This is a genomic window from Bradyrhizobium sp. T-12 (assembly GCF_058314695.1).
The window spans coordinates 14,142-40,048 of record NZ_JBZFQJ010000002.1; the positions used below are offsets into that span (position 1 = coordinate 14,142).

Consider the following 25,907-nt stretch of genomic DNA (forward strand, 5'->3'; position numbering starts at 1 on the left):
CGGAGCGCGTTAGGCCTATGATCGCACTTTTGAAAACCCCCCGGCGCCCAATTCGGGCAGTGTTCTGAACCAGACGCGTTTGGCGCCAATGTCACAAACTAGACACAGATCGCGCCTTGCGCCGCCTACAAACACTGGTGTGGCGGTTGTGAGCCGACTTACAAGTATAGCTGGTGAGCTAGACGGATGGTCCGACAAAGACGAACAGTGTGTCCGCCAGCATGGCTTGCTTCGATAGCTCCGACCAGCGCGCGACTTCGTTGTGTTGCACGTCTTAGGTTTAAAGGCATGCAGAAGGGAGCTACGCACGGCATGAGAAAAGCGGGGTAACGAGGCCAGTGCCGAAGCATGCCAGAAGCTCTCAAGGAGAGCGATATGCCGCGAAGGAGATTGCAAACATATCCCATTTCGTCAGCCCGACGAGATCGACGACCCAGTGACCAATGTCCTGCGCGCCGCGGCAACTTCTGGGCAAGCTATCACGAAATTATCTTGCCACGGTAAAAGGAGTTGAAGCCGACGAAAGCGCCGTGTCCTGTGGCATGGTTATGGTCCGTCGCGAACGATCAGGCCGGCAGCGGCCCGATCGAAGTAGCGCGGCCGAATGTCGCAACCGCGGGGCGGCTCGAGATGGCGAGCTGATTCCTGCGTGAGGTTTGTCTGGCGCCGAACCGGCGTCCGGCGAAGCGGCGATCGACGTCTTAGTGGAAAATTACCGCGCCAAGTAGGGCCAGGTGATCAGATTGTCTATCAATAATCGTGCCGCGCTGCTAACCTTCTACGGCTCTCTAGCCGAACATGGGATTCACTTGCGCACGACCACCCGCAACTTCCGAAACGACGAGATGATGAAGCTTCGCGCGCCCGTGGAGAAGGCCCCAGACCTGCGCGAGATGATTGGCTTTGCCGCCAACGGCTGATGAAGCTGGAGGTCGCCGTACAGACCGGAGCGGCCTACGGCGAGCAGAGTGCCAGCGGTTGAACTACGCATTCCCAAACTGCGCAAGGAAGCTACTTCCCGGGTTCCTGGAGCCGCGCCGCATGGCTAAGAAAGCGCTGAGCGCAGTGACGAGGAGGCCTACGTGCAGGGCGTCTCGAACCGCTCGGTGGATCATCTCGTGCAGGCCATGGGCATGACCGGGATCTCCAAAAGCCGGGTCAGCCGGCTCTGCGGTGACATCGAAGACAAGGTGTGAAGGCTTTCCTCGCCTGCCCGATCGAAGGCGACTGGCCGTATTTGCGGACCGACGCCACCCACCTGAAGGTGCACCAGAATAGCCGCATCGTCTCGCTCGCGGTGTTCCTCGCGGCCGGTGTCAACGGCGACGGCCGGCGCGAGATCCTCGGCATGGACATGGGCCCGTCCGAAGCCGAGGCGTTCTGAACGACTTTTCTGCGCAAGCTCGCCCACCGCGGCCTACGTGGCGTAAAGCTGGTTGTGTCCGATGCCCATGAGGGCATCAAGGCCGCCGTCAGCAAGGCGCTCAACGCGACCCGGCAGCGCTGCCGCGCGTCCCCTTCATGCGCAACGTCTTCGCGCATGCGGCAAGAGCCGGCCGGCGCGTCGTGTCCGCCTTCATCGCCACCGCGTTCGCCCAACACAATGTTGAAGCGGCCAGGGCGCAGTGGCGCAAGGTCGCCGATCAGCTCCGGCCTCAAACTGTCCAAGCTCGCGACCCTCATGGACGAAGCCGAGCTCGGCGTGCGAGCCTATATGAGCTTCCCGGCTCCGCACCACGCCAAGCTCCACTCGACCGATCCGATCAAGGGCCTCAACGGCGGAATAAGCGGTGGACCGAAGTCGTCGGCATCTTCCCAATGAAGACGCCATCGGTCGCCTCGTTGGTGCGTTTTTGCTCGAGCAAAACGACCAATGGGTCCTCCAGCGCGCCCGCTACATGACACTGGAAACCATCGCGTCATTGAGCGATCATCGTCGTTCTGCCCGCTGTGGCAGGCTGATGCCTTCCGACCCGCCGGAACATCGGCGGTGACCTGCCGCCAGCTACACCACGCCACGGAACACGATCCGCCCAAAACGCCGTGATCGACGGGCTGAGCCGTCGCCTACAGAACTGCCGCGCGCTCAGATATGCTCCACCAGCGAACTCTCCTTTTCCATGGAAGCTCACGATGCGCTCTCCAGCGTGATCCCAAGAACGCAGGGTTCGAAGCCCGTGGGCGGCGGGCCTACCAATTCTGCCTGCTCTTTCGGCTCGCGAGACGCCAATAAGGATCATGGAGCCAACTCATCGACATGGTCGAGCGGATCGTCGACTCGACCGCACGGCCTGTGCGCGTTCACGGTGATGGCTCCTTCGGCAATTTCAATAATGCGCGCCTGCTAGCACGAGAACTTCGTCAGCGCGGGCGTCCCGGGTGTCGCGTATGAAGGCCCCGGTGAGAGCCGACGCGAACTAGTTGCCAAGGCTCGCATGATGCCATCCACGCAGCATTCCCGGGACTTGAGGCCGTCGCGAAAGCTCGACGTCGCGCTAGTCCTTATCCTCGTCGCGCTCCTGCGACGGATCTGAGATCAGCTTGAGGCGTATCGCCTTGATGATACCCAGGACGCGGGTCCTCGTATCAAGCTCTTGCCGGGCGTTCTTAACATGATAATTGACCGTATTCTCGGTGATCTTCAGTTCCTTCCCCATGACGATCTCCCTTCTGCCCCCAACTGGAGGCATTGTTTTTCGCGCTCGGATAGCTTCACTGACGTATCGTGGTTCATGTTTTAGGCGCTCCGTATTACGACCAGATCGCAATCTCTAACCAGCAAGCCGCATGCCAGTTGGGGGCTTGAGAAAATCAGGCGACAAATGCTTGAGAAAGGGCGGACGATCGATTTGCGTCGCCTTAGCGGTCGAAGCATCGCGACATAAGTCGGAAACTCAACGTCCCCTTTGCAGCACCGGCGACATCAGTCGATATCGATCAAGAAGAGCGCGGCCTAGAATGGGACCGTTTTGCTCTCTTCATCTGCGGCGACGGCGCGGTGTGTAACTGAACAGTAACCGGCATGTGGCCCCCACCGAGCCGCCGCTCGGTTTGCGCTCGATAAAGCCTGGCATGAGCTGATCGGTGGAGGTGGAACGATGGCAAATGCCATGCTTGATGCCAGGCAGGAAGATGACGCCTATCGTCGCGTCGAGGTGATCACCGGGGAGCGCCGACGGCGTCGGTGGACTAGCGAGGAGAAGGCCCGGATCGTGGCAGAGAGCTTTGAGGAGGGTGCGAACATCTCCGAGGTTGCGCGGCGCAATGGCGTTTCGCGCGGGCTGCTTACGGTGTGGCGCCGCCAAGTTGCGGCGGCGGTGGGGGGCAAGGCACCGAACTTCGAGCCAATCGAAATTGGTCCCGGGATCGATAGCGGGACAGCGGGCGAGCATGAACGTATTTCCGGGCTACAGACGAGGCCTTTGGAGATCGCCGCGCCGCCGGCCAAGGTTTGCGGAGTTGTCGAGATCGAGGTGAACGGGGCGCGCATCCGGGTCGAGCCGGGCGTTGAGCTGGCGACGCTGTCGACCGTGCTGGCGGCGCTTCGGGGTATCCGGTGATTGCGCTACGCTCTGACCTCAAGGTGGTGCTGGCGACACAGCCGGTCGATTTCCGCAAGTCGGTGCATACACTGTCGGCACTGGTGAGCGAAGCGCTGCGTGCGAATCCGTATTGTGGTGACGTCTTCGTGTTCCGCAGCAAACGCACGGACAGAGTGAAGCTTCTGGCGTGGGACGGCAGCGGCATGGTGCTGGTGACGAAGTGGTTGCACCAGGGGCACTTCACCTGGTCGCTGATCCGCGAAGGCGTGGTGCATCTCAGTGCGACACAGCTCGCAATGCTGCTCGACGGACTCGAGTGGACGCGCGTCTCGGCCAAGCTCGTGAAGCAGCCGGCAATTGTCGGCTGAGAGGAGAGGATTTCGCTGGAGCCTGCGGCGCGCGGAGGTATGGTCCATTTATGGCGATACGCCCCGGGACGTTTCCCGACTGATCCAGCCGCTCTAACGGAGATGGTGCTCGCGCTCGACGCCCAGAACGAGAAGCTGCGTGTTGCGGTGCAGACGCTCAAGGAGATGATCTTCGGGAAGCGCTCGGAACGCCTTGCCACGCTCGTGGCCGAACAGCTTGCGCTTGAGCTTGACGATCTTGAGACCAGTGTCACGCCGCCTGCAGCTGCCAACGACGATGCACCTGCGGTGAAGCCGTCCGATAAGCTACGTAAGAAGGCGCGCCGCAACATCGGCGCGTTGCCCAAGCATCTGCCGCGCTGTGAGCAGGTCCTGGAGCCGGAGGTGACGGCCTGCCCGTGCTGCCAGGGCCAGCCTCACAAGATCGGCGAGGACGTCAGCGAGGTGTTGAACGTGATCCCGGCGCTCCTGCGCGTGCTGCGCACGATCCGTCCCAAATACGGCTGCCGCGGCTGCACCGATGGCGCGGTCCAGCCAAAGTGCTGCCGCGCCTGATTGAGGGCGGTATGGCCTCGACGGCCCTCGTGAGCCATATGGTGGTCTCGAAGTTCGCCTGGTATTTGCCGCTGTACCGGTAAGTTCAGATCCTGGCCGGCCACGGCATCCATCTTGACCGCGCGACACTCGCCGGTTGGGTCAAACGTACCGCCTGGTGGCTCAGGAGCCTTTATGAGCTGTAGCTGCGGATCATTCAGGCTGCGCCGCGCGTGTTCTGCGACGAGACGCCGATGCCGGTGCTTGATCCAGGACGACATCGTCCCCGCATCTGCCAGTTCTGGGCGCATGCTATGGATCACCGGCCATGGGGTGGCCCCTCGCCGCCGGCGGTTACCTACGTATTCGCCGACGGCCGCGGCACCGAGGAGATCGCCGGACAGTTGACGGGCTTTTGCGGCGTTCTGCAGGTGGACGGTTATGCCGCCTACAAGGCCGTGGCCCGCCGTCATGGCGGCGCGATCCAGCTCGCCTTTTGTCTCGTCCATGCTCGACGCAAATTCGTCCAGGTGTACAAGTCCACGCAGTCGCCATTCGCGCGCGACGTGATTGAACGGCTGCAGGCGGTCTATGCGATCGAGGCAGAGATCCGCGGCAGCAGTGCGGAGCAGCGGCTGGCCGCCCGCCGCACCAGGAGCGCCCCGTTGATGGTGGCGCTCAATGCGCTACTGATTGAGATGAGCTGTTTTCCCAATCGAAGCTGACAGAGGCGATCAACTATGCGCTCAATCACTGGGACGGACTGACGCTGCTTCTCAGCGATGGCCGCGTCGAGGTCGATTCCAACACGGTCGAGCGTTCCATGCGCCCGATTGCCATGGGAAGACGCAACTCCTTGTTCAGCGGGAGCGAAGGCGGTGCCGAGAGCTGGGCCATCCTCGCGTCGCTCATGAACACCGCAAAGCTCCATGAGCTCGATCCGCAAGCCTATCTGACCGACGTGCTGGAGCGCATTGTCTCCGGTGGAACCAAGAGCCATCAACTGCGCGAACTGCTCGCCTGGCACTGGAAGGCGGCGCGCCAGCGCACCGCACAGGCCGCGGCATGAGCCCGGGTCGTCATAAAGCAGCGTCGTCAATGACGGCAGCCGCGATGCCACTCGAGGAGCTCGAGCGATGGCTGCAGGCTAGGGTCGATCAGCATCCTGACGCCACCAATCTCCCCATGCTCGACGGCTACGTCGCCGCAATCGTGGCCGGACCGGTGTCGATGAGCCCACTCGACTGGATCTGCCCGCTGCTCGCCATCGATGCCGATGCCTTCAACCACGGCGGCACCCCGGAGTTTGCAGCCATATCGGCTGTCGTCCTGCGTCACAACGACATCAGCAACACCCTCTCGACCGCACCCGACAGGTTCGCGCCGATGCACCGGCGTAAACCCAGTGGAGACGTCGATCCGCGACCATGGTGCCAAGGCTTCTACGCCGCGATGCGGCTCAAGCTATTGGCGTGGGCACCGTTGCTGGACATCGGCAACGTCAATCACGGCCTACTTCTACCTATCCTGCTGCACTGTCGCGACGATCAGGGCCGACCGCTGCTTGGACCGCCACGAAGCGGCCGCGAGACCAAGAAACTTCTGCGTAACGCCCACGCCGATATTCCCACGGCGGTCGAAGCCTTGCGGCAATACTGGATGCCGATCCGCTACGCCCGCGCTCACTGATCACTGCGGACGTGGGAGCTCATGCCGGTTACCTTCAAAATAACCGCGGCAGCGCAACCTACGGGAATCTCGCAATGCATCCCCGCTTTGGGACTGAAGGCCGTGGGGAGGGGGCCAAGGTCCTCACGCGTGTGTGTCGCCTGACCCCGGCAGTACAATGGTCAAACACTTGATCAACGCAGCCGTGGAAAACGGTTTGGCAAGAAAGCAGATCCCGCCAGCCTTGATCGCTCGTGCGCGCACCCCATCGCCGTGATGAAGATGAACGGCATACGATGACCGGGGCTTCGCATATGCATCAGCAGGTCAATTCCGCTCATCATGGACATTTGGACGTCGGTAATCACGCAGGTCGTCTCGGCCAATGCCGCAGCGCGCAGGAACTCCTCGGCGGAGGCAAAGGCAAGGACCGCGTATCCGTACGATGCCAGAAGATTGCTCGTTGCACTGCGAACGGATGGATCATTGTCGATGACCGAAATGATAGAAGGCTTTGACAAACTGATTGCTCGTGATCCGGGCTGCTCCGCCTGCGGAATGTTCACAGTAGAGGGGCTACGAGCCACATCAGAGGTTTGGGAGCAGCTTGAGTGTCGGGAGAAGGAGACGCTGCAAGACGCGGAACGTCTAACCGAGCAACTTCTGGACCGGCTGATTTCCGAAAGTTTGCCGGACGAATCCGTAACCCAGGATCATGTCAATGTACTGTATCGGCATTGGCCATTGCCGATGTACAATCTCGACCTCCATCCGATCCCGGTATCTCTCGAAGAGCTGAAGGCCGAGCAGGAGCGCCTCCTCTGGGCAGAGGTCGGCGACCCTCGATGACACTGACGATTTGAGTGATCAATCCGATATCAGCATGAGTTTGCGAGGTTTGAGCTGGTCCCGCAAATCTGAACAGCGCGATAAGTGGAGTTTCTGCCTGACGGCGGGCAAGATTGACCCGCGAATCAGGAGCGACGATGAGCAGACGAGCACGGCGGAACGACACTGCGGCTTTCACGGCGAAGGTGGCGCTTGCCGCCCTCAAGGGTGACGGCACGCTGGCACAACTGGCGGAGCAGTTCGACGTTCACCCCAATCAGATCACATCGTGGAAGGCGCAGCTCGAAGGCGGCGCTGCCGATGTGTTCGGTCCGGACGGCGGGAGTCGGATCGCCGAACCCACCATCGACGTGAAGTCGCTGCACACCAAGATCGGCGAGTTGACGCTGGAGAACGAGTTTTTAGAAGGAGCGCTCACCAAGGCGGGATTGCTGAGCGCAAAGCGATGATCGACCGTGAACACGATCTGCCGATCAGCAAGCAGGCGGAAGCCCTGAGCATCAGCCGCGGCAGCGTCGATTACCTGCCGCGTCCGGTGTCGCCCAAAGACCTCGCGCTGATGCAGCGGCTCGACCGGCTGCACCTGGAGTTTCCATTCGCCGGTTCGCGTATGTTGCGACGCCTACTGGCTGCAGAGGGGTGCAAGATCGGCCGCCGGCATTTCAAACCGCTGATGCGGCGGATGGGGATAAAGGCGCTGTACCGCCGTCCGCGCACCACCCAACCCGAGCCCGGGCACAAGATCTATCCATAGCTGCTGCGCGGTATGGAGATCACGCGTCCGAACCAGGTTTGGGCGATGGACATCACCTACATCCCGATGGCACGAGGCGTCGTTTATCTGGCCGTGGTGCTGGACTGGGCGACCCGCCGGGCGCTGTCGTGGCGGCTGTCGATCACCATGGAGGCCGCATTCTGCGTCGCGCCACTGGAAGATGCCATGGCCCGTCACGGCAAGCCGGAGATCTTCAACACCGACCAGGGCTCGCAGTTCACCGGCGCGGCGTTCACCGGAGTGCTCGCTGACAATGACATCGCCATCAGCATGGAGGCCGCGGCGCCTGGCGGGACAACGTGTTCGTCGAGCGGCTGTGGCGCAGCGTCAAATACGAGGAGGTGTATCTGCGGGCCTACGACAGCGTCAGCGAAGCTCGCGCCTCGATCGGCCGTTATTTGGACTTCTACAATTGCCGCCGTCCACATTCGAGCCTTGACGGCGGCACACCGGATCAAGCCTACTTCACCTCGCTGCCGCTTCGCACGGCAGCCTAAACCCGGCAGAGGCTCCACTTATCGACGCGCAGTTGCTGTTCAGACAACCGGGACCAGGTCAGTTACGCGGCCAAGGTCATTCGAATGGGACGCCTTCTTTGGTGTACCCAAGTTTGTCGGCGGCGACCACTAGTTCGTCTCAGGGTGGGTCGCGCATTTATATGGCTTGGTCACGCCTTGGTCGAAATGCATCTCGCCGAGGCACGAAGAGACACCCGCTATAGGGGCTATGACCGCAGCTTTTCGATCTCCGAACGCAACTGCGCATGTTTTTCAGGATTTTGCGTTTTCAATTTTGCGATATTGAGCAGCTTCCGCCGAACCGCCGGTAATTGCGCGGCCTGCGGTAAGCCGATAGGCCTCGAAGTCCGGCTCGCCGTCATGGAGCGTTAGCAGAAAGCGCATCGCCGCGTCGTCGAGCCGTGCAAGCATATCGGACAATAACCGCGACCGCGCTGCCTTGAGCTCGTTGAGGCCGACGGGCGGCACCGTCACTCCCTCGAACTCCTTGGCAAAGATGTCATCAAGTTCTGACAATGACGGACGGACGAGTTCATGCGGAGGACGCCCCGAACTTGCGACGTAGACGAGGAACGTGCGGTAGAGCGCGTCGGTCAGTTCTTCATTGTCATACAGAAACTTCACCTCGAAGAGGTCGCGCGGATGCTGTCGGTCGACAGCAGCATTGAGCTTGCCGCCGAAGAGATCCTCGAATGCCACCACTTGCATCTCCGCAAATCCGAAGGCTTCGGCGGCCGGATCGCTGACGACGCGAAGCTCGGGAGCGTGAACCTTGCCGCATGCGACAGGTGACGTCTCGACTTTGATTTCGGCGCCAGCCTGCCGGACGAGGAGCCGCGTGTCGTTATTGTCGCTGCCGGCGATGCGCTGAACGCTGACGCCGCGGAGATCACGCTGAATATCCTCGCGAATGCGATCAAGAGCGGCGTCGATCCCTGCGAGGGTTGCGTCGCGGTCGCCGATCGGCAAGTAGACGAGGTCAATATCGACCTACAGTCGTGGCATGTCGCGATAAACGAGATTGATCGCGGTGCCGCCTTTCAGAGCGAAGCTGTCCTGACTCGCGATGTAGGGCAATGTCCGGACCAGCAGCTCCACCTGGCGCATGTATCGTTCACGCGCCATCGACCGTTTCCTGTGGCACGAGCTCGGCCGGAACTGTCATGCGACAGGTCGGGTGAAGCCGCCCGCCTTGCACAAGGCTGCGGTCACCGCGGCCCAATTCTATATGGGCGGTGTCGATGTGCTTTCGCCACGGATGTACATGCTTGTCCGCATAAATGAAAAACAAGCGCTTGACTTTGATGCTGCGGCACTCCTCGAGCAGTTGGTTCAGCAGTTTTGGTCGCAGGCTCACCAAGCCCTCGAACAGCGTATCGACCTTTTGGAAGCTTTCATCCGCAGGGAGCTCATCCAGCATTTCGAGAATCGCTCTCTCAGGCGAAGACATCCTGATCGGCCATCTCCAGGGGCTGAGCGCAAGTTCGCTGTTATCGTTGTCCGACAGGCTGAATGCGGCATCCTCGACGCCGACCGGCTGAGATCCAAACGGTGCGTCGGATGTCTGAGCGGTCAGGAAGGTCCCGCGGCTGAAAGAATCCGAACGGCGACCCGAGCAGCCTTCGAGGACCTTGTCACCCAAGCGATCAACGGACAGGTTGCTTTCATGATCATCGCCGGCGATCTCTATGATGGCGACTGGCGCGATTTTCAGACCGGGCTCCTTTTCGTCCGGCAGATGGGGCGCCTGCGCGCGGCGAACATCCCGGCTTTCGTTCTTCACGGCAATCACGACGTTGAAAGTCAGATCACTAAACGGTTGCCACTCCAGGACAACGTGCAGGTGTTCAGCTATCGCAAATCCCAGACCTTCAAACTCGACGATCCTCGCGTTGCGATCCACAGTCAGAGCTTCCGTATGCAGGCGACGACGGATAACGCGGCGGCGGCTTATCCACCGCCCGTGAAGGGGTATTTCAACATCGGTGTTCTACACACCGCCCGTGGAGGACCGAAAGGCCCCCATGAGAATTACGCACCGGGTACGCTCGATGAACTGGTAAACAAGGGCTACGACTACTGGGCTCTTGCACACGTGCATCAGGGCGGCGTGCTGCACGAGCAGCCGCACGTCTCTGCGGCAACCTGCAAGGCCGCCATATCCGCGAAGCCGGCGCAAAGTCGGCGCAGTTGATCACGGTGAGGGACGGCGCGCTGCAAGGCATTGAGCCATTGCATACCGACGTCGTGCGATGGATATATCTCGACGTGCCGGTTGGCGAACGCGCACGATTTGGGGACGTCATCGATCAAATCAAGAGCATCATCGGCGAGGCCACCAGAAACGCAGAGGGCCGGTTGCTGGCCTGCCGCATCCAGCTGAGCGGCGCGACCGCTCTCCATGGCGAGTTGCTGGCCTCCGGGCTGCAATTGCTGGCGGAAGCGCGCGCCGCAGCCCTCGCGCTCGGTGAAGAGGTCGCCTGGATCGAACGCGTTATCAATGTGACCAGATCGGCATCGGCGGTCTGCATTCTGTCGGATGGGAGCGCGATCAACGATCTCCCTGTCCTGCTGGCTCATGCTGCGGACGACGCTGACTTGCAGGCGGAGATCGCGAGCGATCTGGGCGATCTCGTCCGCAGGCTTCCGCATGATGCCGCGCTGGATATCGACGATCCGCTTCTGGAGGCGGCGATCAACAAAGACTTTGGCGCGGTGATTGAGCAGGCAGGCGCATATCTGAGCGCGCGCTTGGCTGCGAGAGAGGCGGTGATCCATGCGTGTCCGTTCCCTTGACCTGATCCGGTACGGACACTTCACCGAAGCCTCGCTTCATATTCCGTCTGAAGGGCCCGATTTTCATATCGTGTATGGCGAGAACGAGGCCGGCAAGTCGACGACGATGTCGGCGATTGAAGAGCTGCTGTTCGGGATTCCGGGTCAGTCTGCAAGAAACGTTCTTCATGAGAACGCGGCGTTGCGCATCGGCGCGACGTTGGAACGTGAGGGAACGGAGCTATCGATCCGGCGGCGCAAGGGCAACAAGGACACGCTGCTCGGCCTTGACGAGCTGCCTCTTCCTGCGGGCGACGGGCTGCTTGGACCGTTGGTCGGCGGGATAGATCGCGCATTCTTCTGCCGGATGTTCTGTCTCGCCCATGAGCGCCTGCGCGATGGCGGCCGGGACATCATCCAGGCCAAGGACGATGTCGGCGCGACCTTGTTCGCCGCGGGGGCGGGCGTCTCCGGTCTTCGCGATCGACTGGCGGCGATGCAGGAAGAAGCGGACGGGCTGTGGGGCAGCCGCAGGGCGGGGCACCGGAAATATTACCAGGCGGAGGAACGTCTCAAAGAGGCCGAAGCGACGTTGCGCCAACACACGGTCACCGCGACCAAATGGCAGGAGCTGAAATCCGCCTATGAAGAGGCGCGCGACGCTGTGTCCAGATCGAGAAAGAGATCGAAGAGCAAGTCGCCGAGCTCGCCAAAATCGTGCGCGTCCGGCGCGTTTATCGCAACGTACGGCGTCTCGGCGAAATCGAATACGAGATAACGGCCCTCGGCGTCGTTGCCGATCTGCCCGCTGATGCCGCGAAGCAATTCGACAAGGCGTCGGCCGATAACGCCGCCGCGGAGGCGCGCATCACAGCCTTTCAGAAACAGATAGCAACGTTCAGCGCTGAGCGCGCCGCGATCGCGATAGACGATAACGTTCTGCTCCATGAGGCGGAGATCGAACGCCTGTCCAAGCTCAGAATCCAGCTCGCTTCGGGAAGAGCTGATTGCCAAAGCGGCGGGCGGAGCTCGCAGCGGCGGAAGACGCTCTCAAGTGGGCCGCGTCCGAACTGGCTTGGACGGGTGAGACCGCCGAGCTGGTTGATAGAATCCCGCCGCGTGCCAAAGCTTCGGCCGTGCAAGGCTTGCTGACCTCTCGCGGCGGCCGCTTTGCGGCCGTCGAGAATGCCCAGAAGACCCTTGAAGACGCGGGCGAAAAGCTGGCCAATCTCCAGGCTCGCATTGAGGCGATCGGGACCCCCCAGGATCTGTCGGGCTTGGCGGGCGTGGTCAAATCCACTTCCGCCTTGGGCGATCTTGACGCTCCTCTCCTGGCTACCCAGCGAGAGTATCGGGACGCGGATGAACTATGTCGGCAGCAAATGGCGATGATGAATCCCGCGGTCGTTGACGAGACGAGTTTGCGCGCCATGAAAATCCTGGTCGAAGCCGCAGTGAAGGCACATCGCGACGCGGTGCGCGATCTTGAAGGCCGTACTCAAAGCCAGCAAGCGGCTATCCGCGATCCGACTCGGGCTGTCGAGAACAATCGAAAGTCCTACGCGCGGTTGGTATCCGATGAAAAGATCGTGTCGGCCGAGGATTTGACGAAGCTGCGGGAACGCCGGGACGCAGGATGGCCTATCATCAGGCGTCGGCATGTCGACAATATCGCAGTGCCGGAATCGGAAGAGCGCGCCTTCGCAGATGGCGACGCGCTGCTCCACGCCTATGAAACGGCTGTCGGCCATGCCGATGCGGCGGCGGATCAGCGGTTTCAGAACGCAGAGTCGACGGCTGCGGCCATGGTGCTGGCTCGGCAGATCGCCGACCAGCAAGACGCTCTCGACTCCAACAAGCAAGAACTTGCCTCGTTAGCTGCAGAGCGGAGCGCCTTGGCCATGCCTGGGCCGGCATGTGGAACGGTGTCACGGATGGCCCGTTGCCCCCTGACGAGATGCTCGACTGGCTCGACGCGAGGGCCGATCTGCTGGATCAGATCGCCAAGCGCGACGGCGCAGCTCGCTCGGCAACGTCGCTGCAACACGAAATCGCAGAAGCCAAGCGACAGCTAGTGGGCTTGCTGCAGGATACGGCGATTGCGGCCTCGGCAGGCAGCCTGCCCCTGAACGGCATTTTGGCGACGGCGGAAGTGCGCATCCGCACGGAAGAGGCGAATGCGCAAAAGCGGACCGAGCTTGCGCTCGATGAGCGGAAGCTCAAGGCCGACGTCGAGCGCAAGCGCGGTGTGGTCGAGGGCGCCGAGAAAGAACGCGCCGCCTGGAATGCGCAGTGGAAGGACGCCTTGGCGGCGCTCAGTCTTTCGGCTGAAGGTCCCATTGAGACCATTCAGGAGCAAATCGACGCGATCGACCAGATGCGCGAGACGTCAGTTAAGATTGCGGACTTGCAGCACGAGCGAATCGGAAAGATCGAGCGCGACATCAAGGCGTTTGCAACGGAGGTCGAAAGGCTCGTTGCATCGGTGTCGGTGCAGCTGGCGGGTGAGGACGCAGACGAGGCCGCCCTCAAGCTTCATGCACGATTGAATGCGTCGAAGCAGGCGCGTGACTCACTTAACGAGAAGAGTGAAGCGGTTGAAAATCTTCAGAAGAAGCTGGACGACTGCGACAGGTCGAGAAATGACGCGCGGGTCATTATGACAGGGCTCCAACGGGCGGCCGGCGCTGGAACGATCGACGCGTTGCGCGAAGCTATTCAGCGGTCTGACCAACAACGCGCGCTCAAGGATGAACGGGCGCGGTTGCGCGACGCTCGAAGCCGATGGTGACGGTCTTGGCCTAGTGGTTCTCGCCGAGGAGTGCCACAGCAACGATCCCGACCAGGCTGCGGCGCGGGAACAGACTTTGAAGAAATCGCTCGAAGAGGTCCGGGAGCGGCAACTGACCAATATCCAGCACAGTAAAGATACCGAGCGCGTATTCGAGGCCGTCGGCGGCGACGCTGCCGCGCAATATGCGCGCGTTCGTTCGGCGTCGGTGATCCTCAGATGGGCGATCGAGCGGTTCCGGCGTGAAAAGCAGGCGCCGCTGCTCAAGCGAGCCGGGGAATTGTTCTCGATCCTGACCGCCGGTTCCTTCGAACGGCTTACGCTCGCATACGATGAGAAGGATGTTCCGCACCTAGCGGGTCTGCGCGGGGATGGAGGCGCCGTCCCAGTATCAGGACTGAGCGAAGGCGCGGCCGATCAGTTGTTGATGGCCTTACGCATCGCTGCCGTAGAAGAGTATCTTACGCATTCCGCGCCAGCGCCATTTATCGCCGATGATCTTTTCATCAATTATGACGATGCGCGGGCTGCGGCTGGTTTCAAAGTCCTGCAACAGCTGGCGGAAAAGACGCAAGTGCTCTTCTTCACTCATCATCAGCATCTGGTCGGCGTTGCCCGCACAGCTTTCGACGGGCATGTGGCGACCGCGGTTCTCGAACCCCGCGGGGTTCCGATAAAGAACGTGGCCTGACGGGTAGACGGCATCAGCGCGAGGGATCGAAGCCGGACGGCGGGTGGGCTCGTTCACGAGCCCGGCCGGTGAGCCAGCACGCGGAGCGCGCTGCCGAGGCTATTCCTCAAGCCGCCATCGGCTATGCAGGGGCCTTGCCGATGGTAATCGCATCGCCGACAAAGCACCGCAGCGGCGTTGATCTTCTTTAGGATCTCGATGGGCGAGGTTGAAATTGGATGAGATTGCGGGCGACTTCAATTTCGGGAACTGCAAAGACTGGCCGATAGCAGTGAGGCGACTATCTGCACTCTCTGTTAGAAAACGGGCGTTCGGTGTACCTGCGAACGATCCGAACGACTCCGTCGCCTGATCACGCGCAATCATACAGCACGCCAACGACTCCTCGCGCAGTGACCAAGGTCGGTATCACGCCGAAGATATCGGTCGCCTCGGTCGCGAGGACAATCGACGAACCGAGGCCGCCGATCGTCTCGAATTGGCGGAGGTGAGCCAACTTACCGGGCAGACGGGCACCGACCCGCTTGAGAATGCTCGTACCATCATCGAGCGTTACTGCGACAAGTGTGTTCTCCCATCGATCGAGATAGCCAATTGTTAGCTCGGCGCCGCCCAAAATGATCTGACCGGGAAGCGCGAGTGGAACGGCGCTGTCCTCTCTGACGCGGTAAGCGACGACGACGTGCGCAAGCTCCGGCACCATATCGACAGGCGTTGCCTCGCCACTTCCAGGCGGCGGCGGCATATCGGTGAAGATTGCGCCGACAATGCGGTGCACGCGCAGCTTGCTCTCGTCGAACGTCAGTGTCGGGCGCGAGGTCCGCGGGTCGGGCATCTGCGCAGCTAGCGAGACACCGATTGCGCCACGTGACGTCACCAGCCGTCGTGCCAGCACTCGATTGCGATACTGAGCAATCACAAGATGTTGGTCGCGGCCAGGATAAGGTTCAACCTCGACGATCGCGACCGCGCCGCCGGGGATAGCAAAGCCCAACGTGTCGCCGCGGACGTAGAAGAGCGCTTTGCCCTCGAACCATTCGCCACTAAGCCGTTCGACAGCAACATCTTGCGTCCCGCCCACGGGCAATTCGCCGACGAACGCGGCGATTTCTGGGCAGAGCGGAACGGAAAAGGTGGGGCGGATGATCGGCCGCAAGGGCGCGACGTCCGTTCTGCTCTCGGAAGGCGCGAGTGGCTCGCGCCACCGGTACAAGCGAAATTGTTCGTGGACCTTTTCGATGCTGGTCCGCAGCCGCGCGAAGTCGGCTTCGACAGCCTTTACGTCCATGTAGCTGATCGACGCCTTGTCGTGGTGCGACGTGTTGAGGACACGCCGCGGCTCCGCCCCTTCGGCGAGGGCGGTATCCTCCGCGAACCGCTTGACGACCGGATTGGCAAACAGTTCGCCTGTCCCGATCGAGACGAGCCCGCGCAGCTTGTCCATCAGAGGGATGAGCGTCAGCGGCTTCGTCGATGTGGCATACGCGGGATGAGCAACATCATCGAATAGATCACCGAGCCGCGATTCGAGGAAGACGCGCAGGCCGCATAGTTCTGTGCGTCAGAAGCGGAATCGGAGTTCATATGAAACGCGTGGCGCCCGCGATCGATCTCCTCGATCGCTGGCGAGACGATGAGAGTCGGCCGCACCGCGTTCACCGGGTGGACAGATAGATGCTCAACGCGGTCGGCGGCACGATTCTCGGCAACGAGCGAGCGGGCGAACTTGCGATCGTGGGTGGTCACTAGAAGCTGAGCGCCCGCCTCGGCGAGCCCAGCCAAACCTCGCGCGAGGCGCTCGCGATTGTCGTTGTCGAGCATTCTGCGGGTCGTCGAGCACCAGCAATGACAGACCGCCGCGGGTTGTGAGGACGTGCTCGCGGAAGGCGAGAAAGAAGCCGAGCAGCGCGCCGCGCAGCGCAGAAGCGTTGGAGACATGCTGGGCAGGTGCGGTCACGCCCTCGCGGCCGACCTTGAGCTCAAGTACGCCCCGTGCGTCCATACCAGTTCCGGTAAGGTCGGGAGCAAAGCCGGTCGCGTTGCGGTAGATCGCGCGCCGCCAGTGCTCCGACCGGTTGTGCAGCTTCGCCCGTAGCGCCTCAACCTGAGACTGGGCGAGCTCGGCGAGTGGCACAAGCAGATCAAGCGCGGATACGGCCCTGCAGCAGGCGTCCATACGCGCCTGCTTCGATGCATGTTCCACGCGGGCGGCTTCTATCCGGCGAACATATTCGATCGCGGTATTAAGCGGCGCGACGCCCTCAACGATCGCGAGCAGCGATGACAATCGGCGGCCGATCGCCCGGCTCGCGTCGGCGGCACCGTCCTGGCCGCGCCGAACGGCTGGAGGAAACTCTTCAGTGCTGCGGCGTTGGCTCCGCGCCATTCGGCGAACGCCAACGCACGCACAGTGCGGTCGACTATCCGCTGCAACGCCGTCGTTCCAGTCACCAATACGGCAGGCAGCACACGAGTGTCCGGTTCTTCGAAGGCAGGCAAAGTCGCGAGGCGCTCATCCACGAGCGCCGAAGCATCGGCGCGAAGCGCCGATAGCGCACCGCGGAACGATTCCGTCCCGAACAGTTCGTCAATCAATCCAGCTCTCAATAAGTCGATGGGTGACCCTGGCAAGTCGCCGCGGGTTTCCTTCGCGAGGGTAGGCGGAAGATCTTGGAGGAGGCGACTGCACCAGTGCGACGACATTCGGCGACGGTGCGCGCGATAACCTCGCGGTCTCGCGTGGCTTCCGCTAGGTGGTCGCTGACCGTATTACCAGTAACCGGATCGCATTCCCCGTGGAGCGGGCCGACGCAAACCGGGCACATGCCGTCATCGGCATGGCCATGCTCGTGCATCCAGGCGGAAAGCCTAGCGTACAGCTGCGCCCGCCGCGCGCGGTCGGGGCTCGCAGCAAGCGCGGCCAGCGTCGCCGCCTCGGCATCGATCTGCGCCAACAGTCTGGCGACCACCGCGATCTCGTCGGCGCTCGCCGACAGGGCCGAGAGCCGCGCGATGGAGGGCAACTCGCTGAGATGCTTCGATAGCTGTTCGATGGCTGGCCGAATGCTCGCCTCGAGGTCGTCGCGGGCCTTCTTGTCCTCGGGGTTGAATTGTTCGCCCAATACTTCGCGCGCCTTGGCCAGTGCCGTCGCCTTCAGGGCCGCGAAATGCTCATTGATCTTCTGGATTCCGCCTTTGGAATCCTCAGCATCGACCGCAGGTGCATCTCCTTCGAATGCGATGGCGGGAAATTCCGCGACGGCGCCGGCGAGGTCGTCGGCAGCCTGCTGGTAGCGTTCTACGACTGATGCGTTGGGCTTCGAGTTCCTTGGTCGTGCGCTTGGCAATCCGCTCGGACGCTTTACCGGCATGCTTGGCGAGATCGACGAGGTCAGCGAGGCCGGTCAGGCGGGCGACTGCCTCGCCGAGTTGCGACGTAGAGCCGACCGCCAGAAACGGCAGCAGCGCGGGCATGGTCGTCGCAATGCGCGAGGCAATTGGGTCGATGCCGATTGCGTCGAGATCGGGCGGTGTCTCGGTGATCTTGCCGCGCGGGGTGCGGCCCTCCTGGTGGCGGAGGGGTGGCAGCGGGTCACCGTGGGCGTCGACGAAGGTTAGCTCGACCCAACTGTCGGCTGGAATCGCCTCGCCGTCCGCAGGCAGATCGCTAGCTTTGTGTGGCATAGGCGTGATTGCCGACATCGGGTGCGTCGTTACCGTGTCGTCGTTGCGCGCGGCCTCGCAAACGAACTCGGTCGGTCCCTCCTCGGGTGGGCGCTGGGAGCGGATGAGGTGACCGGTCAAACACCAGACGATGGCGTTGGCGATGGACGTCTTGCCCGAACCATCGGCGCCCTAGGTGACAGTCTTGCCAGATTCGAAGACGAACGTGTCGGGAGGCGCGGTGGAACGACCGTAAACGTGCAGCCCAGCAAACCGGTGTGCGACGACCTTTACCAGCCGCAACACTTTGACAGTGCGAGCTTGACCATCATCAGCCGCGGTCTCCAGCGTCGGCGGCTCCGTCCCAATGACGTTGATGATTGCCTCGACGTCGCCTGCGGAAAGATTACCGGCCCACTTGCCCCGATTGCGGCGATACCAATCCAACACCGCGCGGGCATCGTCTGAGTCTATCGAAAGATGGTCGCCCGCGGCGACAGCGACGGCTCGCCCGCCGATCAAATCGGCGAGCAGTGTGTCGGTAGTAAGCAGATGAATGTCACGCGGTGCCGGTGAGTCTTCGTTCACGTTTGCCCCCTTTGCCGGCACTTACCCTGTGAACGCTTATCAGTCCAGCGAATTGAAGGTCCGGCAGCGGCGATGTTCCTTGCGGATCCAAATTCAGGACCGGCAACTTGAGTACAAGGCTGACCGCGCGCGGCTTGAGGCCAACAAGATCGCTGATGCTCGCCAAGTCGTTTCGGACGACCTCCGTTGCTTGATCAAGCTCGCGGAAATAGCGGGCAATGTTGAAGGCGAAGGAATCGTAGTTGTCAATGATGGCAATCAAAGTGCACCAGCTGCTTCAGCACGAAATGCATCAAAGATCCGCTGAGCCTTGGCGAGCGTCTCCTCGATTCGGCCTCTGGGTCCGACAGCACCGTTATTCCACCGCCGGCATGAAATACGGCCAGGTCGTCGTCGATCGTGACAGTGCGGATCGCAATGTTCGTGTCCATGTGCCCGTTGAAGCCGATCGCCCCGCAATATACCTCTCGCGCCACGCGCTCGATTTCCGCAATAATTTCCATCGAGCGCACCTTCGGTGCCCCGGTGATGGAGCCGCCGACGGCGCATCCACACGACAATACATCATTGCGCGATCGATCAGCATCACGCGGCCCTACTGCGCAGGGCGGTATCACTACCGGGGGTTGACACGCAAAGATTTGTTGCACCACTATGGCCAACCGATACTAGGATGCAGACCAATCGAGCGCGGACGCGAACTTGACGATCGAAACAGCCACAATCCCCATCGTCCGGACACCGAAAACCAACGGCATCGTCCCCCTCGATCTCGTCGAAGCGATGTCAGTGGTCGCCGCCTCTCGCGCCACCCTCGCGATCATCAAAGCCTACGAAGCGGCCGGCGTGACCGGCAATGTCATGGTTCCGCTCGTCACAGACTGTCCAGTTGATCCCGCCACACTCGGCCGGGCAATACGGCGGGTCTGGAAAGCCGCATTGGAGGATGTTGGAAACGGAGGCTCCGTACGGGTCGAACTCCGACCTAGAGCGGTTCACAGATTTATTGAATCGGAAGGGATCCCGGATCTGGGGCGAATATGATTCAAGATGCTGGCTGGGCTGGAGGCCAGCATCTGATGGTCCGACCAATTTCCAACGATTTGCGTAAGCGCGCGGTATCCGCTGTTGCCAAGGGTGAGAGCTGCCGATCTGTGGCGGAACGGTTTGGCGTTGCGGTCTCGTCAGTCGTGAAGTGGTCTCAGCGTTATCGAGCGACCGGCTCGGTAGCCCCCGGCAAGATGGGTGGTCACCGCAAGCCTGTGCTTGATCCGCACCGGGCCTTCATCGTCGAGCGGATCACCGAGACGCCGCACCTGACGCTGCATGGTCTGAAGGCAGAGCTGGCAGCCCGTGGGGTCAAGGTCTCACACAACGCAGTCTGGCTGTTCCTGCGCCGGGAGGGGCTGCGGTTCAAAAGAACACTGTTCGCCCTCGAACAGGCTCGCGCCGACGTCTCTCGTAGGCGCCTGCGTTGGCGATCTTGGCAGGCCGGGCTCGATCCGGGCCGGCTCGTCTTCATCGATGAGAGTGTGCTGCAGACAGCGGAAGGAGTTCAAATGAACTAAGACCGATGGTGAAGCTGCGAGAAAGATGGGGGCGGGCCCCCGAGATCAGCTTTCAGGGGCGGGTCTCAAACCAATCCGAGCTGCTGCGGTAAAGAGCTGTGGTGGTGAGCGTCGGATCAGAAGTTCGGAATATACCGAGCAGGTGAGTGTCCGAAAGACGAACGAAAGTGAACCCTCCTGAGACGCGTCGTTATTAATTCAAGTGTCGTCAAAACCAGGACCGTCTCGTCAACCTGGGACACGTCCGCCAGATGCCTGACGACTGGGCGGGCGGCGACCGGCGTAGAGGGGGCGTGAGTCGGACACAGGCTTTCGCGTGGAACTGCAGGAACCAGGCTCTTGATGCCAAGGGAGAAGCGCAAGCGGTGCCAACCGCGAGGCGGGAGTACCGATGCAAGAGACTGGGGCGGACCGATCCGTAGGAGCGTTGAGGGCCCTGTAATGGGGACGGAGCAAAGGGATCGGGTCAGGTAGTCGTACTCTTGGACCAACTGGAAACAGGATGACTTCGAACAGTGCGATAAACAAGCCGTTCTCGATTGAGAAGCGGCGAGTGTACGAAGCGTACAAGGCGGTCAAATCCAATCGCGGAGCGGCTGGAGTGGACGGACAGACCTTCGAGATGTTCGAGAAAGACCTTGCAGGGAATCTCTACAAGATCTGGAATCGGATGTCGTCGGGGGTGTACTTTCCACCTCCGGTGCTCGCCGTCTCCATTCCAAAGAAGACCTGCGGCGAAAGGACTTTAGGTGTGCCCACTATCAGCGATCGGATGGTGGTCAAACGGATGATTGAGCCGGAACTGGAATCCATCTTCCTGCCGGACTCTTACGGTCACAGGCCAGGAAAATCGGCTCTGGACGCCGTGGGCGTCACGCGTCAGCGGTGCTGGAAATATGATTGGGTCCTGGAGTTCGACATCAAAGGACTGTTTGACAATCTCCCGCATGATCTTCTTGCTGAAGGCGGTCCGGAGACACGTGAAATGCAAATGGGCGCTGCTCTACATCGAAAGATGGCTGACGGCATCAAGGGAAAAGGACGGGAAGCTCGTTGAGCGGATCCGCGGAACCCTCAAGGGGCGTGATCAGCCCAATACTGGCCAATCTGTTCCTGCATTATACGTTTGATCTCTGGATGGCGCGGACACATCCCGACCTTCCTTGGTGTCGGTATGCCGATGACGGACTGGTGCACTGCCGGACCGAGCAAGAAGCAGAAGCCATTAAGGCGGAGCTTCAAGCGAGGCTGGAAGTGTGCGGACTTCAGATGCATCCGACGAAGACGCAGATCGTTTACTGCAAGGACAACTCACGGCACCCTTCGTCTTCGACGGCCCGATCAATGGCGAATGCTTCCGCGCTTACGTGAAGCACCTGCTCCTGCCGACCTTGCGCGAGGGCGATATCGTCATTCTCGACAATCTCGGAAGCCACAAGTCGAACGCTGTCAGACAGATGATCAAGGCGGCTGGCGCCAGGCTCTGGTACCTGCCGCCATACTCGCCCGACCTCAACCCGATCGAGCAGGCATTTTCCAAGATCAAACACTGGATGCGGCAAGCCCAGAAGCGCACCCTCGAGGACACCTGGCGCCATATCGGTCACCTCGTCCAGGAGGTCCAGCCCCGCGAATGCGCCAACTACTTCGCAAACTCAGGTTATGCTTCAATCAAAATGTGAAACGCTCTAACGAGGACGCGGTCGATATCATCGCAGGACCTGCAACGGACATCCGTCCCGACAAGTCGAGCAAAGCCAGCTTCCCGCAGCCGTCGTCCTCTTAGAATCCATACGGCCGTTCGGCCCAGCGCAGAAGCACTCGAGCATCCCGATTGGGCAAGATGACACGCTGATCGCGGAGGCCCTTGGCGATGGTTTGACCAACCTCCGGCTCGACGCGATTGCCATGCGTAATCAGAAAAAACCAGCCGAATGGAACGCCGACTTCACGGTCGATCGCTTCCACGCGGTCCATCAAGAAATGGACGGACGCACCTCCCACGCCAAGCCTCTCGTCCGGCAGATGAAGGGGACGCGGCACAAATCCAACCTCGCGCGTGCCTTTGTGGTCGTAGTCGCAAATATCGAGGGCCCAGTGCGCGTAGACGCGTTCAGCCGAGGCGCTCGATTCGTCCCAGTCCTGGAAGAAACGGTTCTCCCGCGGTACGAACTCGAACCAGTCCGGCACCAGTTCAAGAAACGGCGTCTCGGTTGTGCCCTCCCGTGTCACTTCACGCACCGCACGACGTTCCATCTCCGGCCGCTGCGCCTCGCGCCTCTCGCGCTCGAGTCGGGCGCACCGCGTAAGGTAACTCCGAACGTAGATGACGCTGCTGCCCGCGCGCCCAAGCATCCGATAGAGCGGACCCGCGATGACCTTGTTGTCGGACATCTCTTCGTGCGTGATCCATGACGGATCGAGTAATTCGTCCTTGCCCCAAGGGCGGTACGTCGATTGACGATCGGCCCCGCACGCGATTCGACTTCCCGGCCGAGACGGATTTGCACATAGTCCGCCGCGCCCGATCCAGTCGGCGCGAAGGCGTAGACCGTCTTACCGCGCCATTCAGAAGTCTGAAGATCGCTCTGGCGCAATCGCGTCCAGAGCGCGCCGATGTCGCCGTTGTTCTTGGCAAGCTCGGCTTCCATCCACGACCGGTATTCTGCGATCCGTGTCCCGTCAGCGGCGATCACCGAGCGTCTGTCGCGCCAATACTGGTCATCGATGGCCGCCGTCGAAAATGGGAATCCAGCAAACGTCTCTGTCAGCGCGGCCGCCAGCGCCGTTTCGTTAGCTCCGATCGGAAGACGGGCGAGGACCGCCTCGATCGTGGCGGGATCGGGCAGTCGTGCGGAACATTCTCCGGAGGCTCATCCATGACTTGATCCCATCATCGGAGCCTGTTTCGCCGCGCGCTCGATCTCTTCCATTGACGCCAGGATGTGCTCGAACCGAAGCCCCGCCGCAAGATCATTGGCGTCATGTTCGCATAGTCACGCGCGAGCGCGTCGATCGGCGCACGAGGCCGGTTCGCTGTCGTTAAGAAAAGATCGAACTTCTCGCCGGATGACCTCCTTGCAAGCTGCGCTGCTCACGAGCCATCCTCCGGTATGGCGTCGTCACGCTCGAGCAAGGGCCTAAGGAAATCCTGCATCCAGATCGGCATAGCTGACAGACCTGCGCGAAGATCGTCGCGAATCACCCTTCCATGCTGCGGATTTGCAAACAGTCTGTTCAGGAGGTTCACTATTGGCTGTCGATCATACCTACTTGTCATCATGTCCTGCATCCAATAGAGCGCCTGCACGACGCGCATGCCTGGACGTCCGGCCCAATAGAGACGGCTGGGCGCTGCCGACTTGAAATGGATGACCTGCTTTCCAAGGATGATCGGCTTCAGGCGGGCGTCGATCAGGACCTCGATGCGCGATGGGACGGCCCTGGTGAAGCCGAGATCATTCGCGGTAGTCATCCCGTCAACCACGACGCGGGCTTGGTCGCGGCGCGCCACGGCCTTGATGACGGCGCGATAGTCGGGGATTCCCAGCTTGCCCGTGAAATTGCTCTTTCGCGGCCGGTCGTAGAGGCCACGATCGAAGCGGCGTAGTTCGCCAGCCACGACCAGGCGCTGCAACGCCTTGTCGACGGTCGCACGGCTTCCGAAGTCGGCGAAATTGTCCATACCTCTGTGGGTGCCGCGTCGATGCGGGCAATGAGCCGCGATCGGAGGTCCGGGGTCGGCTCCTTGAGCGTGTCCGAAATATGATGTAAATTTCGGTCGGAAGCAACTCAGCTGCGATGGAATCTTTGACTGGAACTCGCCCGTTTTGAGCGGTCAAAGGACCTAAGACCTCGGACCAGTTGACGGACACCCGTCTGCACGCATACTGTCCTCAGTCCTAGGACAGAGGACATGCGCGCGGAACCCATGAAAAGTCAGGATATTGTCGTCCTGCTGAAGCTCGTGTGCTTGCAGGATCATGAGCACGCCGGCGGGGTAGGCCCCTTTGGCCAAGATGGCGAAGACCCATACTCGGTGCGGGGACTCGAGACGTCCCTCGGAATCAGCAAAACCGAAGTCGCCGCCTCGATCAAGCGCAGCCTTGCATCGGGTATGGCAATTAAGCGCCCGATGACGAGCCGTCCCGATCCCAATCGCAGGAACCTGCGCGACTTCATCACATACGGCCTGAAGTTCGTTTTTCCGGCAAGCCCGGGTCCCATGCAGCGCGGCATGCCAACGGCATTCGCCGCCCCGGTCCTGAAGGACTTACTCTACAGCGCGGGTAGCCTGATTCATGTTTGGCCTTATGCGCGCGGCCGCGAGATGGGGCAGTCCGTCGCGCCGCTGTTCAAGACTGTGCCGAAAGCCGCCGAGAGGGATGATCGCCTCTATGCCTATCTGGCTCTCGTCGACGCAATACGGCTCGGCAATCAGCGCGAAGCGAGTCTCGCGGCCAACTTGCTCAAGGAGAGACTAGGGTGACCATCCAGGGGCATCTCAAGGAAATGCTGAAGACAGTCGCCGGCGCACTCGGCGATGAGCTGCGTGCGCGATTGGTCTTCGTCGGAGGCTGCACAACCGCTCTCTACATAACGGATCCGGTCACCCTCGAAGGAGTCAGATCGACAGATGATGTCGACCTGATCGTGGATCTCGTCGGCTTCCCGGAGTGGGCAAAGCTGGTGGATCAGTTGCGAACGCAGGGTTTTTCCGAGACACCCGAGGACAATGTCATCTGTCGGATGAAGCTTAATGAACTCAAGGTCGATTTCATGCCCGACGACGAGAAGATCCTCGGTTTCAGCAATCGTTGGTACGCAAAGGGCATCGAAACAGCTGTTGAGACGCCCCTGGATGATGCCATTACGATTCGTCGCCTCACGCCGCCCTTGTTCATCGCAACGAAGCTGGAGGCTTATCGCGGAAGAGGTAGTGGGACCTTATCGGCAGCCGCGACGCCGAGGACATTCTCCTGCTCGTCGACGGGCGGGAGGAACTGCTTGACGAAGTTGCCGCCTCCGATGCAGACATTAGCTCATACATTGCCGAGCAATTCGGAGCGCTGCTCGCAGATCGCGACTTCGATCATTTCCTCGAAGGAAATATTCGCGGCCCGGTGGGGCGTGCTGACATTGTTCGCGACCGATTCGTTGCATTGAGCCAGTTGGGCAACGGCTGATATGGCGTTTGCAATCCAATGGCACAGCCAGCAGGGAACGAGGACGACCGACAACCGGGATTGCGCCGGGATCGGCATACGCCAGACGTCGGCCCTCGCCATAGTGCTCGACGGTTCGACCTCTGGAGCAGAGAGCGGAGCCTTTGCCCACGAGATTGCGCGTCGGATGGTCGATTGGTACGTGTCGACCGACGAAAACATCACCGCGGGGGTTCTCACAGCTCAACTTCGCGCGACGCATGCTAAACTGTCGAAACAGTTTCGGAGGGATTCGGCGAGTTACCTTCTGATGCATGTCGGCGCTGCTCAAACAGCTCTCGTTCTGCACGCAGGCGATTGCCTGGTTGGCCGTCAGGCGCCGGCGGGTCCGATGTCCTGGCTAACCCAGCCG

The 25,907-nt window shown here is 61.2% G+C and carries 22 protein-coding genes and 11 pseudogenes; 19 read left to right on the forward strand and 14 right to left on the reverse strand.

Features of this window, described 5'->3' with window-relative positions; translation table 11 throughout:
• Positions 1-845 precede the first annotated feature (845 nt).
• Positions 846-1,994, forward strand: a pseudogene (locus AC0WRY_RS34270) (IS256 family transposase).
• Positions 1,995-2,495: 501 nt separating this feature from the next.
• Here AC0WRY_RS34270 and AC0WRY_RS34275 read toward each other — a convergent pair.
• Complete coding sequence (locus tag AC0WRY_RS34275) at positions 2,496-2,657, reverse strand: helix-turn-helix domain-containing protein (protein ID WP_232995617.1); 162 nt, start codon at positions 2,655-2,657, stop codon at positions 2,496-2,498.
• A 441-nt stretch (positions 2,658-3,098) separates the two neighbouring features.
• Between AC0WRY_RS34275 and tnpA the strand changes: the two genes are divergently transcribed.
• The 4 genes and pseudogenes from tnpA (at position 3,099) to AC0WRY_RS34295 (ending at position 6,133) form a co-directional block, all read left to right on the forward strand.
• On the forward strand, positions 3,099-3,560 hold the full coding sequence (gene tnpA / locus AC0WRY_RS34280; protein ID WP_128929789.1) for an IS66-like element accessory protein TnpA: 462 nt from the start codon (positions 3,099-3,101) through the stop codon (positions 3,558-3,560).
• Complete coding sequence (gene tnpB, locus AC0WRY_RS34285) at positions 3,557-3,910, forward strand: IS66 family insertion sequence element accessory protein TnpB (RefSeq protein WP_128929788.1); 354 nt, start codon at positions 3,557-3,559, stop codon at positions 3,908-3,910. The genes tnpA and tnpB overlap by 4 nt, the downstream gene beginning before the upstream one ends.
• A 39-nt stretch (positions 3,911-3,949) precedes the next feature.
• A pseudogene (gene tnpC / locus AC0WRY_RS34290) lies at positions 3,950-5,513 on the forward strand (IS66 family transposase).
• A gap of 29 nt (positions 5,514-5,542) precedes the next feature.
• Positions 5,543-6,133 (forward strand): YecA/YgfB family protein, encoded by a 591-nt coding sequence (locus tag AC0WRY_RS34295; protein WP_128955102.1) that lies wholly within the window; start codon positions 5,543-5,545, stop codon positions 6,131-6,133.
• Positions 6,134-6,256: 123 nt separating this feature from the next.
• Here the strand turns inward: AC0WRY_RS34295 and AC0WRY_RS34300 are convergent.
• A pseudogene (locus tag AC0WRY_RS34300) lies at positions 6,257-6,633 on the reverse strand (response regulator transcription factor).
• Here AC0WRY_RS34300 and AC0WRY_RS34305 point away from each other — a divergent pair.
• Both AC0WRY_RS34305 and AC0WRY_RS34310 read left to right on the forward strand, forming a co-directional pair.
• Entirely contained in the window at positions 6,605-6,961 is a 357-nt protein-coding gene (locus AC0WRY_RS34305) for a hypothetical protein (protein ID WP_128955101.1), read from the forward strand. The pseudogene AC0WRY_RS34300 and the gene AC0WRY_RS34305 overlap by 29 nt on opposite strands.
• A gap of 137 nt (positions 6,962-7,098) precedes the next feature.
• Positions 7,099-8,233, forward strand: a pseudogene (locus AC0WRY_RS34310) (IS3 family transposase).
• A 227-nt stretch (positions 8,234-8,460) separates the two neighbouring features.
• On the opposite strand, the pseudogene AC0WRY_RS34315 reads toward AC0WRY_RS34310, so the two are convergent.
• Together AC0WRY_RS34315 and AC0WRY_RS34320 are read right to left on the reverse strand one after the other, a co-directional pair.
• Positions 8,461-9,379 (reverse strand): annotated as a pseudogene (locus tag AC0WRY_RS34315) (nucleotidyl transferase AbiEii/AbiGii toxin family protein).
• Positions 9,369-9,896: a type IV toxin-antitoxin system AbiEi family antitoxin domain-containing protein gene (locus AC0WRY_RS34320; protein ID WP_232995616.1), complete on the reverse strand. Its 528-nt coding sequence runs from the start codon at positions 9,894-9,896 to the stop codon at positions 9,369-9,371. Before AC0WRY_RS34320 ends, AC0WRY_RS34315 begins: the two are co-directional and overlap by 11 nt.
• A gap of 24 nt (positions 9,897-9,920) precedes the next feature.
• Between AC0WRY_RS34320 and AC0WRY_RS34325 the strand changes: the two genes are divergently transcribed.
• From AC0WRY_RS34325 to AC0WRY_RS34335, 3 genes are read left to right on the forward strand one after another with little or no spacing between them, the layout of a single operon-like run.
• Positions 9,921-10,448 carry a metallophosphoesterase family protein gene (locus AC0WRY_RS34325; protein WP_167506287.1) on the forward strand — a complete coding sequence of 176 codons (528 nt, stop codon included), beginning with the start codon at positions 9,921-9,923 and terminating at the stop codon, positions 10,446-10,448.
• Between the two features lie 5 nt (positions 10,449-10,453).
• Positions 10,454-11,050, forward strand: coding sequence for a hypothetical protein (locus AC0WRY_RS34330; RefSeq protein WP_488230385.1), 597 nt, complete (start codon positions 10,454-10,456; stop codon positions 11,048-11,050).
• Entirely contained in the window at positions 11,031-11,807 is a 777-nt protein-coding gene (locus AC0WRY_RS34335; protein WP_128929785.1) for an ATP-binding protein, read from the forward strand. The genes AC0WRY_RS34330 and AC0WRY_RS34335 overlap by 20 nt, the downstream gene beginning before the upstream one ends.
• A 589-nt stretch (positions 11,808-12,396) precedes the next feature.
• Here the strand turns inward: AC0WRY_RS34335 and AC0WRY_RS34340 are convergent.
• Complete coding sequence (locus tag AC0WRY_RS34340; protein WP_128958632.1) at positions 12,397-12,867, reverse strand: hypothetical protein; 471 nt, start codon at positions 12,865-12,867, stop codon at positions 12,397-12,399.
• 104 nt (positions 12,868-12,971) lie between these two features.
• Between AC0WRY_RS34340 and AC0WRY_RS34345 the strand changes: the two genes are divergently transcribed.
• Together AC0WRY_RS34345 and AC0WRY_RS34350 are read left to right on the forward strand one after the other, a co-directional pair.
• Positions 12,972-13,820, forward strand: a complete 849-nt coding sequence (locus AC0WRY_RS34345; RefSeq protein ID WP_128958633.1) for a coiled-coil domain-containing protein — start codon at positions 12,972-12,974, stop codon at positions 13,818-13,820.
• Positions 13,780-14,511, forward strand: a complete 732-nt coding sequence (locus AC0WRY_RS34350; RefSeq protein ID WP_128929783.1) for an ATP-binding protein — start codon at positions 13,780-13,782, stop codon at positions 14,509-14,511. Before AC0WRY_RS34345 ends, AC0WRY_RS34350 begins: the two co-directional genes overlap by 41 nt.
• Before the next feature lie 352 nt (positions 14,512-14,863).
• Here AC0WRY_RS34350 and AC0WRY_RS34355 read toward each other — a convergent pair whose 3' ends face one another.
• The 4 genes from AC0WRY_RS34355 to AC0WRY_RS34370 form a co-directional block, all read right to left on the reverse strand.
• Positions 14,864-15,955: a hypothetical protein gene (locus AC0WRY_RS34355; protein ID WP_206733199.1), complete on the reverse strand. Its 1,092-nt coding sequence runs from the start codon at positions 15,953-15,955 to the stop codon at positions 14,864-14,866.
• A 14-nt stretch (positions 15,956-15,969) separates the two neighbouring features.
• Positions 15,970-16,332, reverse strand: a complete 363-nt coding sequence (locus AC0WRY_RS34360; protein WP_206733200.1) for an ATP-binding cassette domain-containing protein — start codon at positions 16,330-16,332, stop codon at positions 15,970-15,972.
• A gap of 393 nt (positions 16,333-16,725) precedes the next feature.
• Positions 16,726-17,106 (reverse strand): hypothetical protein, encoded by a 381-nt coding sequence (locus AC0WRY_RS34365; protein ID WP_206733201.1) that lies wholly within the window; start codon positions 17,104-17,106, stop codon positions 16,726-16,728.
• Between the two features lie 8 nt (positions 17,107-17,114).
• Positions 17,115-17,882: a hypothetical protein gene (locus tag AC0WRY_RS34370; protein ID WP_206733544.1), complete on the reverse strand. Its 768-nt coding sequence runs from the start codon at positions 17,880-17,882 to the stop codon at positions 17,115-17,117.
• Between AC0WRY_RS34370 and AC0WRY_RS34375 the strand changes: the two genes are divergently transcribed.
• The gene (locus AC0WRY_RS34375) at positions 17,881-18,129 is read left to right on the forward strand and encodes a hypothetical protein (protein ID WP_206733545.1); all 249 of its coding nucleotides are present in this window, start codon (positions 17,881-17,883) and stop codon (positions 18,127-18,129) included. The genes AC0WRY_RS34370 and AC0WRY_RS34375 overlap by 2 nt on opposite strands.
• 237 nt (positions 18,130-18,366) lie before the next feature.
• On the opposite strand, the gene AC0WRY_RS34380 is transcribed toward AC0WRY_RS34375, so the two are convergent.
• The 3 genes and pseudogenes from AC0WRY_RS34380 to AC0WRY_RS34390 all read right to left on the reverse strand — a co-directional run.
• Entirely contained in the window at positions 18,367-18,762 is a 396-nt protein-coding gene (locus AC0WRY_RS34380; protein WP_206733205.1) for a hypothetical protein, read from the reverse strand.
• A complete protein-coding gene (locus AC0WRY_RS34385) occupies positions 18,734-19,024 on the reverse strand; it encodes a type 1 glutamine amidotransferase family protein (RefSeq protein ID WP_347339917.1) in 291 nt (96 codons plus the stop codon). Before AC0WRY_RS34385 ends, AC0WRY_RS34380 begins: the two co-directional genes overlap by 29 nt.
• Positions 19,021-19,310: pseudogene (locus AC0WRY_RS34390) on the reverse strand (chorismate-binding protein); the annotation flags it as partial. The gene AC0WRY_RS34385 and the pseudogene AC0WRY_RS34390, both read right to left, overlap by 4 nt.
• A gap of 154 nt (positions 19,311-19,464) precedes the next feature.
• Here AC0WRY_RS34390 and AC0WRY_RS34395 point away from each other — a divergent pair.
• The 4 genes and pseudogenes from AC0WRY_RS34395 to AC0WRY_RS34410 form a co-directional block, all read left to right on the forward strand.
• Positions 19,465-19,806, forward strand: a complete 342-nt coding sequence (locus AC0WRY_RS34395; protein WP_128929782.1) for a hypothetical protein — start codon at positions 19,465-19,467, stop codon at positions 19,804-19,806.
• Positions 19,803-20,306, forward strand: a pseudogene (locus tag AC0WRY_RS34400) (helix-turn-helix domain-containing protein); the annotation flags it as partial. The gene AC0WRY_RS34395 and the pseudogene AC0WRY_RS34400, both read left to right, overlap by 4 nt.
• Before the next feature lie 526 nt (positions 20,307-20,832).
• Positions 20,833-21,647 (forward strand): annotated as a pseudogene (gene ltrA / locus AC0WRY_RS34405) (group II intron reverse transcriptase/maturase); the annotation flags it as partial.
• Positions 21,638-22,012: pseudogene (locus AC0WRY_RS34410) on the forward strand (IS630 family transposase); the annotation flags it as partial. The pseudogenes ltrA and AC0WRY_RS34410, both read left to right, overlap by 10 nt.
• Before the next feature lie 100 nt (positions 22,013-22,112).
• On the opposite strand, the pseudogene AC0WRY_RS34415 reads toward AC0WRY_RS34410, so the two are convergent.
• Positions 22,113-23,179, reverse strand: a pseudogene (locus AC0WRY_RS34415) (hypothetical protein).
• Positions 23,180-23,424: 245 nt separating this feature from the next.
• A pseudogene (locus AC0WRY_RS34420) lies at positions 23,425-24,095 on the reverse strand (DUF6088 family protein).
• Between the two features lie 166 nt (positions 24,096-24,261).
• Here AC0WRY_RS34420 and AC0WRY_RS34425 point away from each other — a divergent pair.
• Entirely contained in the window at positions 24,262-24,819 is a 558-nt protein-coding gene (locus AC0WRY_RS34425) for a hypothetical protein (protein ID WP_128930177.1), read from the forward strand.
• On the forward strand, positions 24,816-25,496 hold the full coding sequence (locus AC0WRY_RS34430; protein WP_308421722.1) for a hypothetical protein: 681 nt from the start codon (positions 24,816-24,818) through the stop codon (positions 25,494-25,496). Before AC0WRY_RS34425 ends, AC0WRY_RS34430 begins: the two co-directional genes overlap by 4 nt.
• The last annotated feature ends 411 nt before the right edge of the window (positions 25,497-25,907 follow it).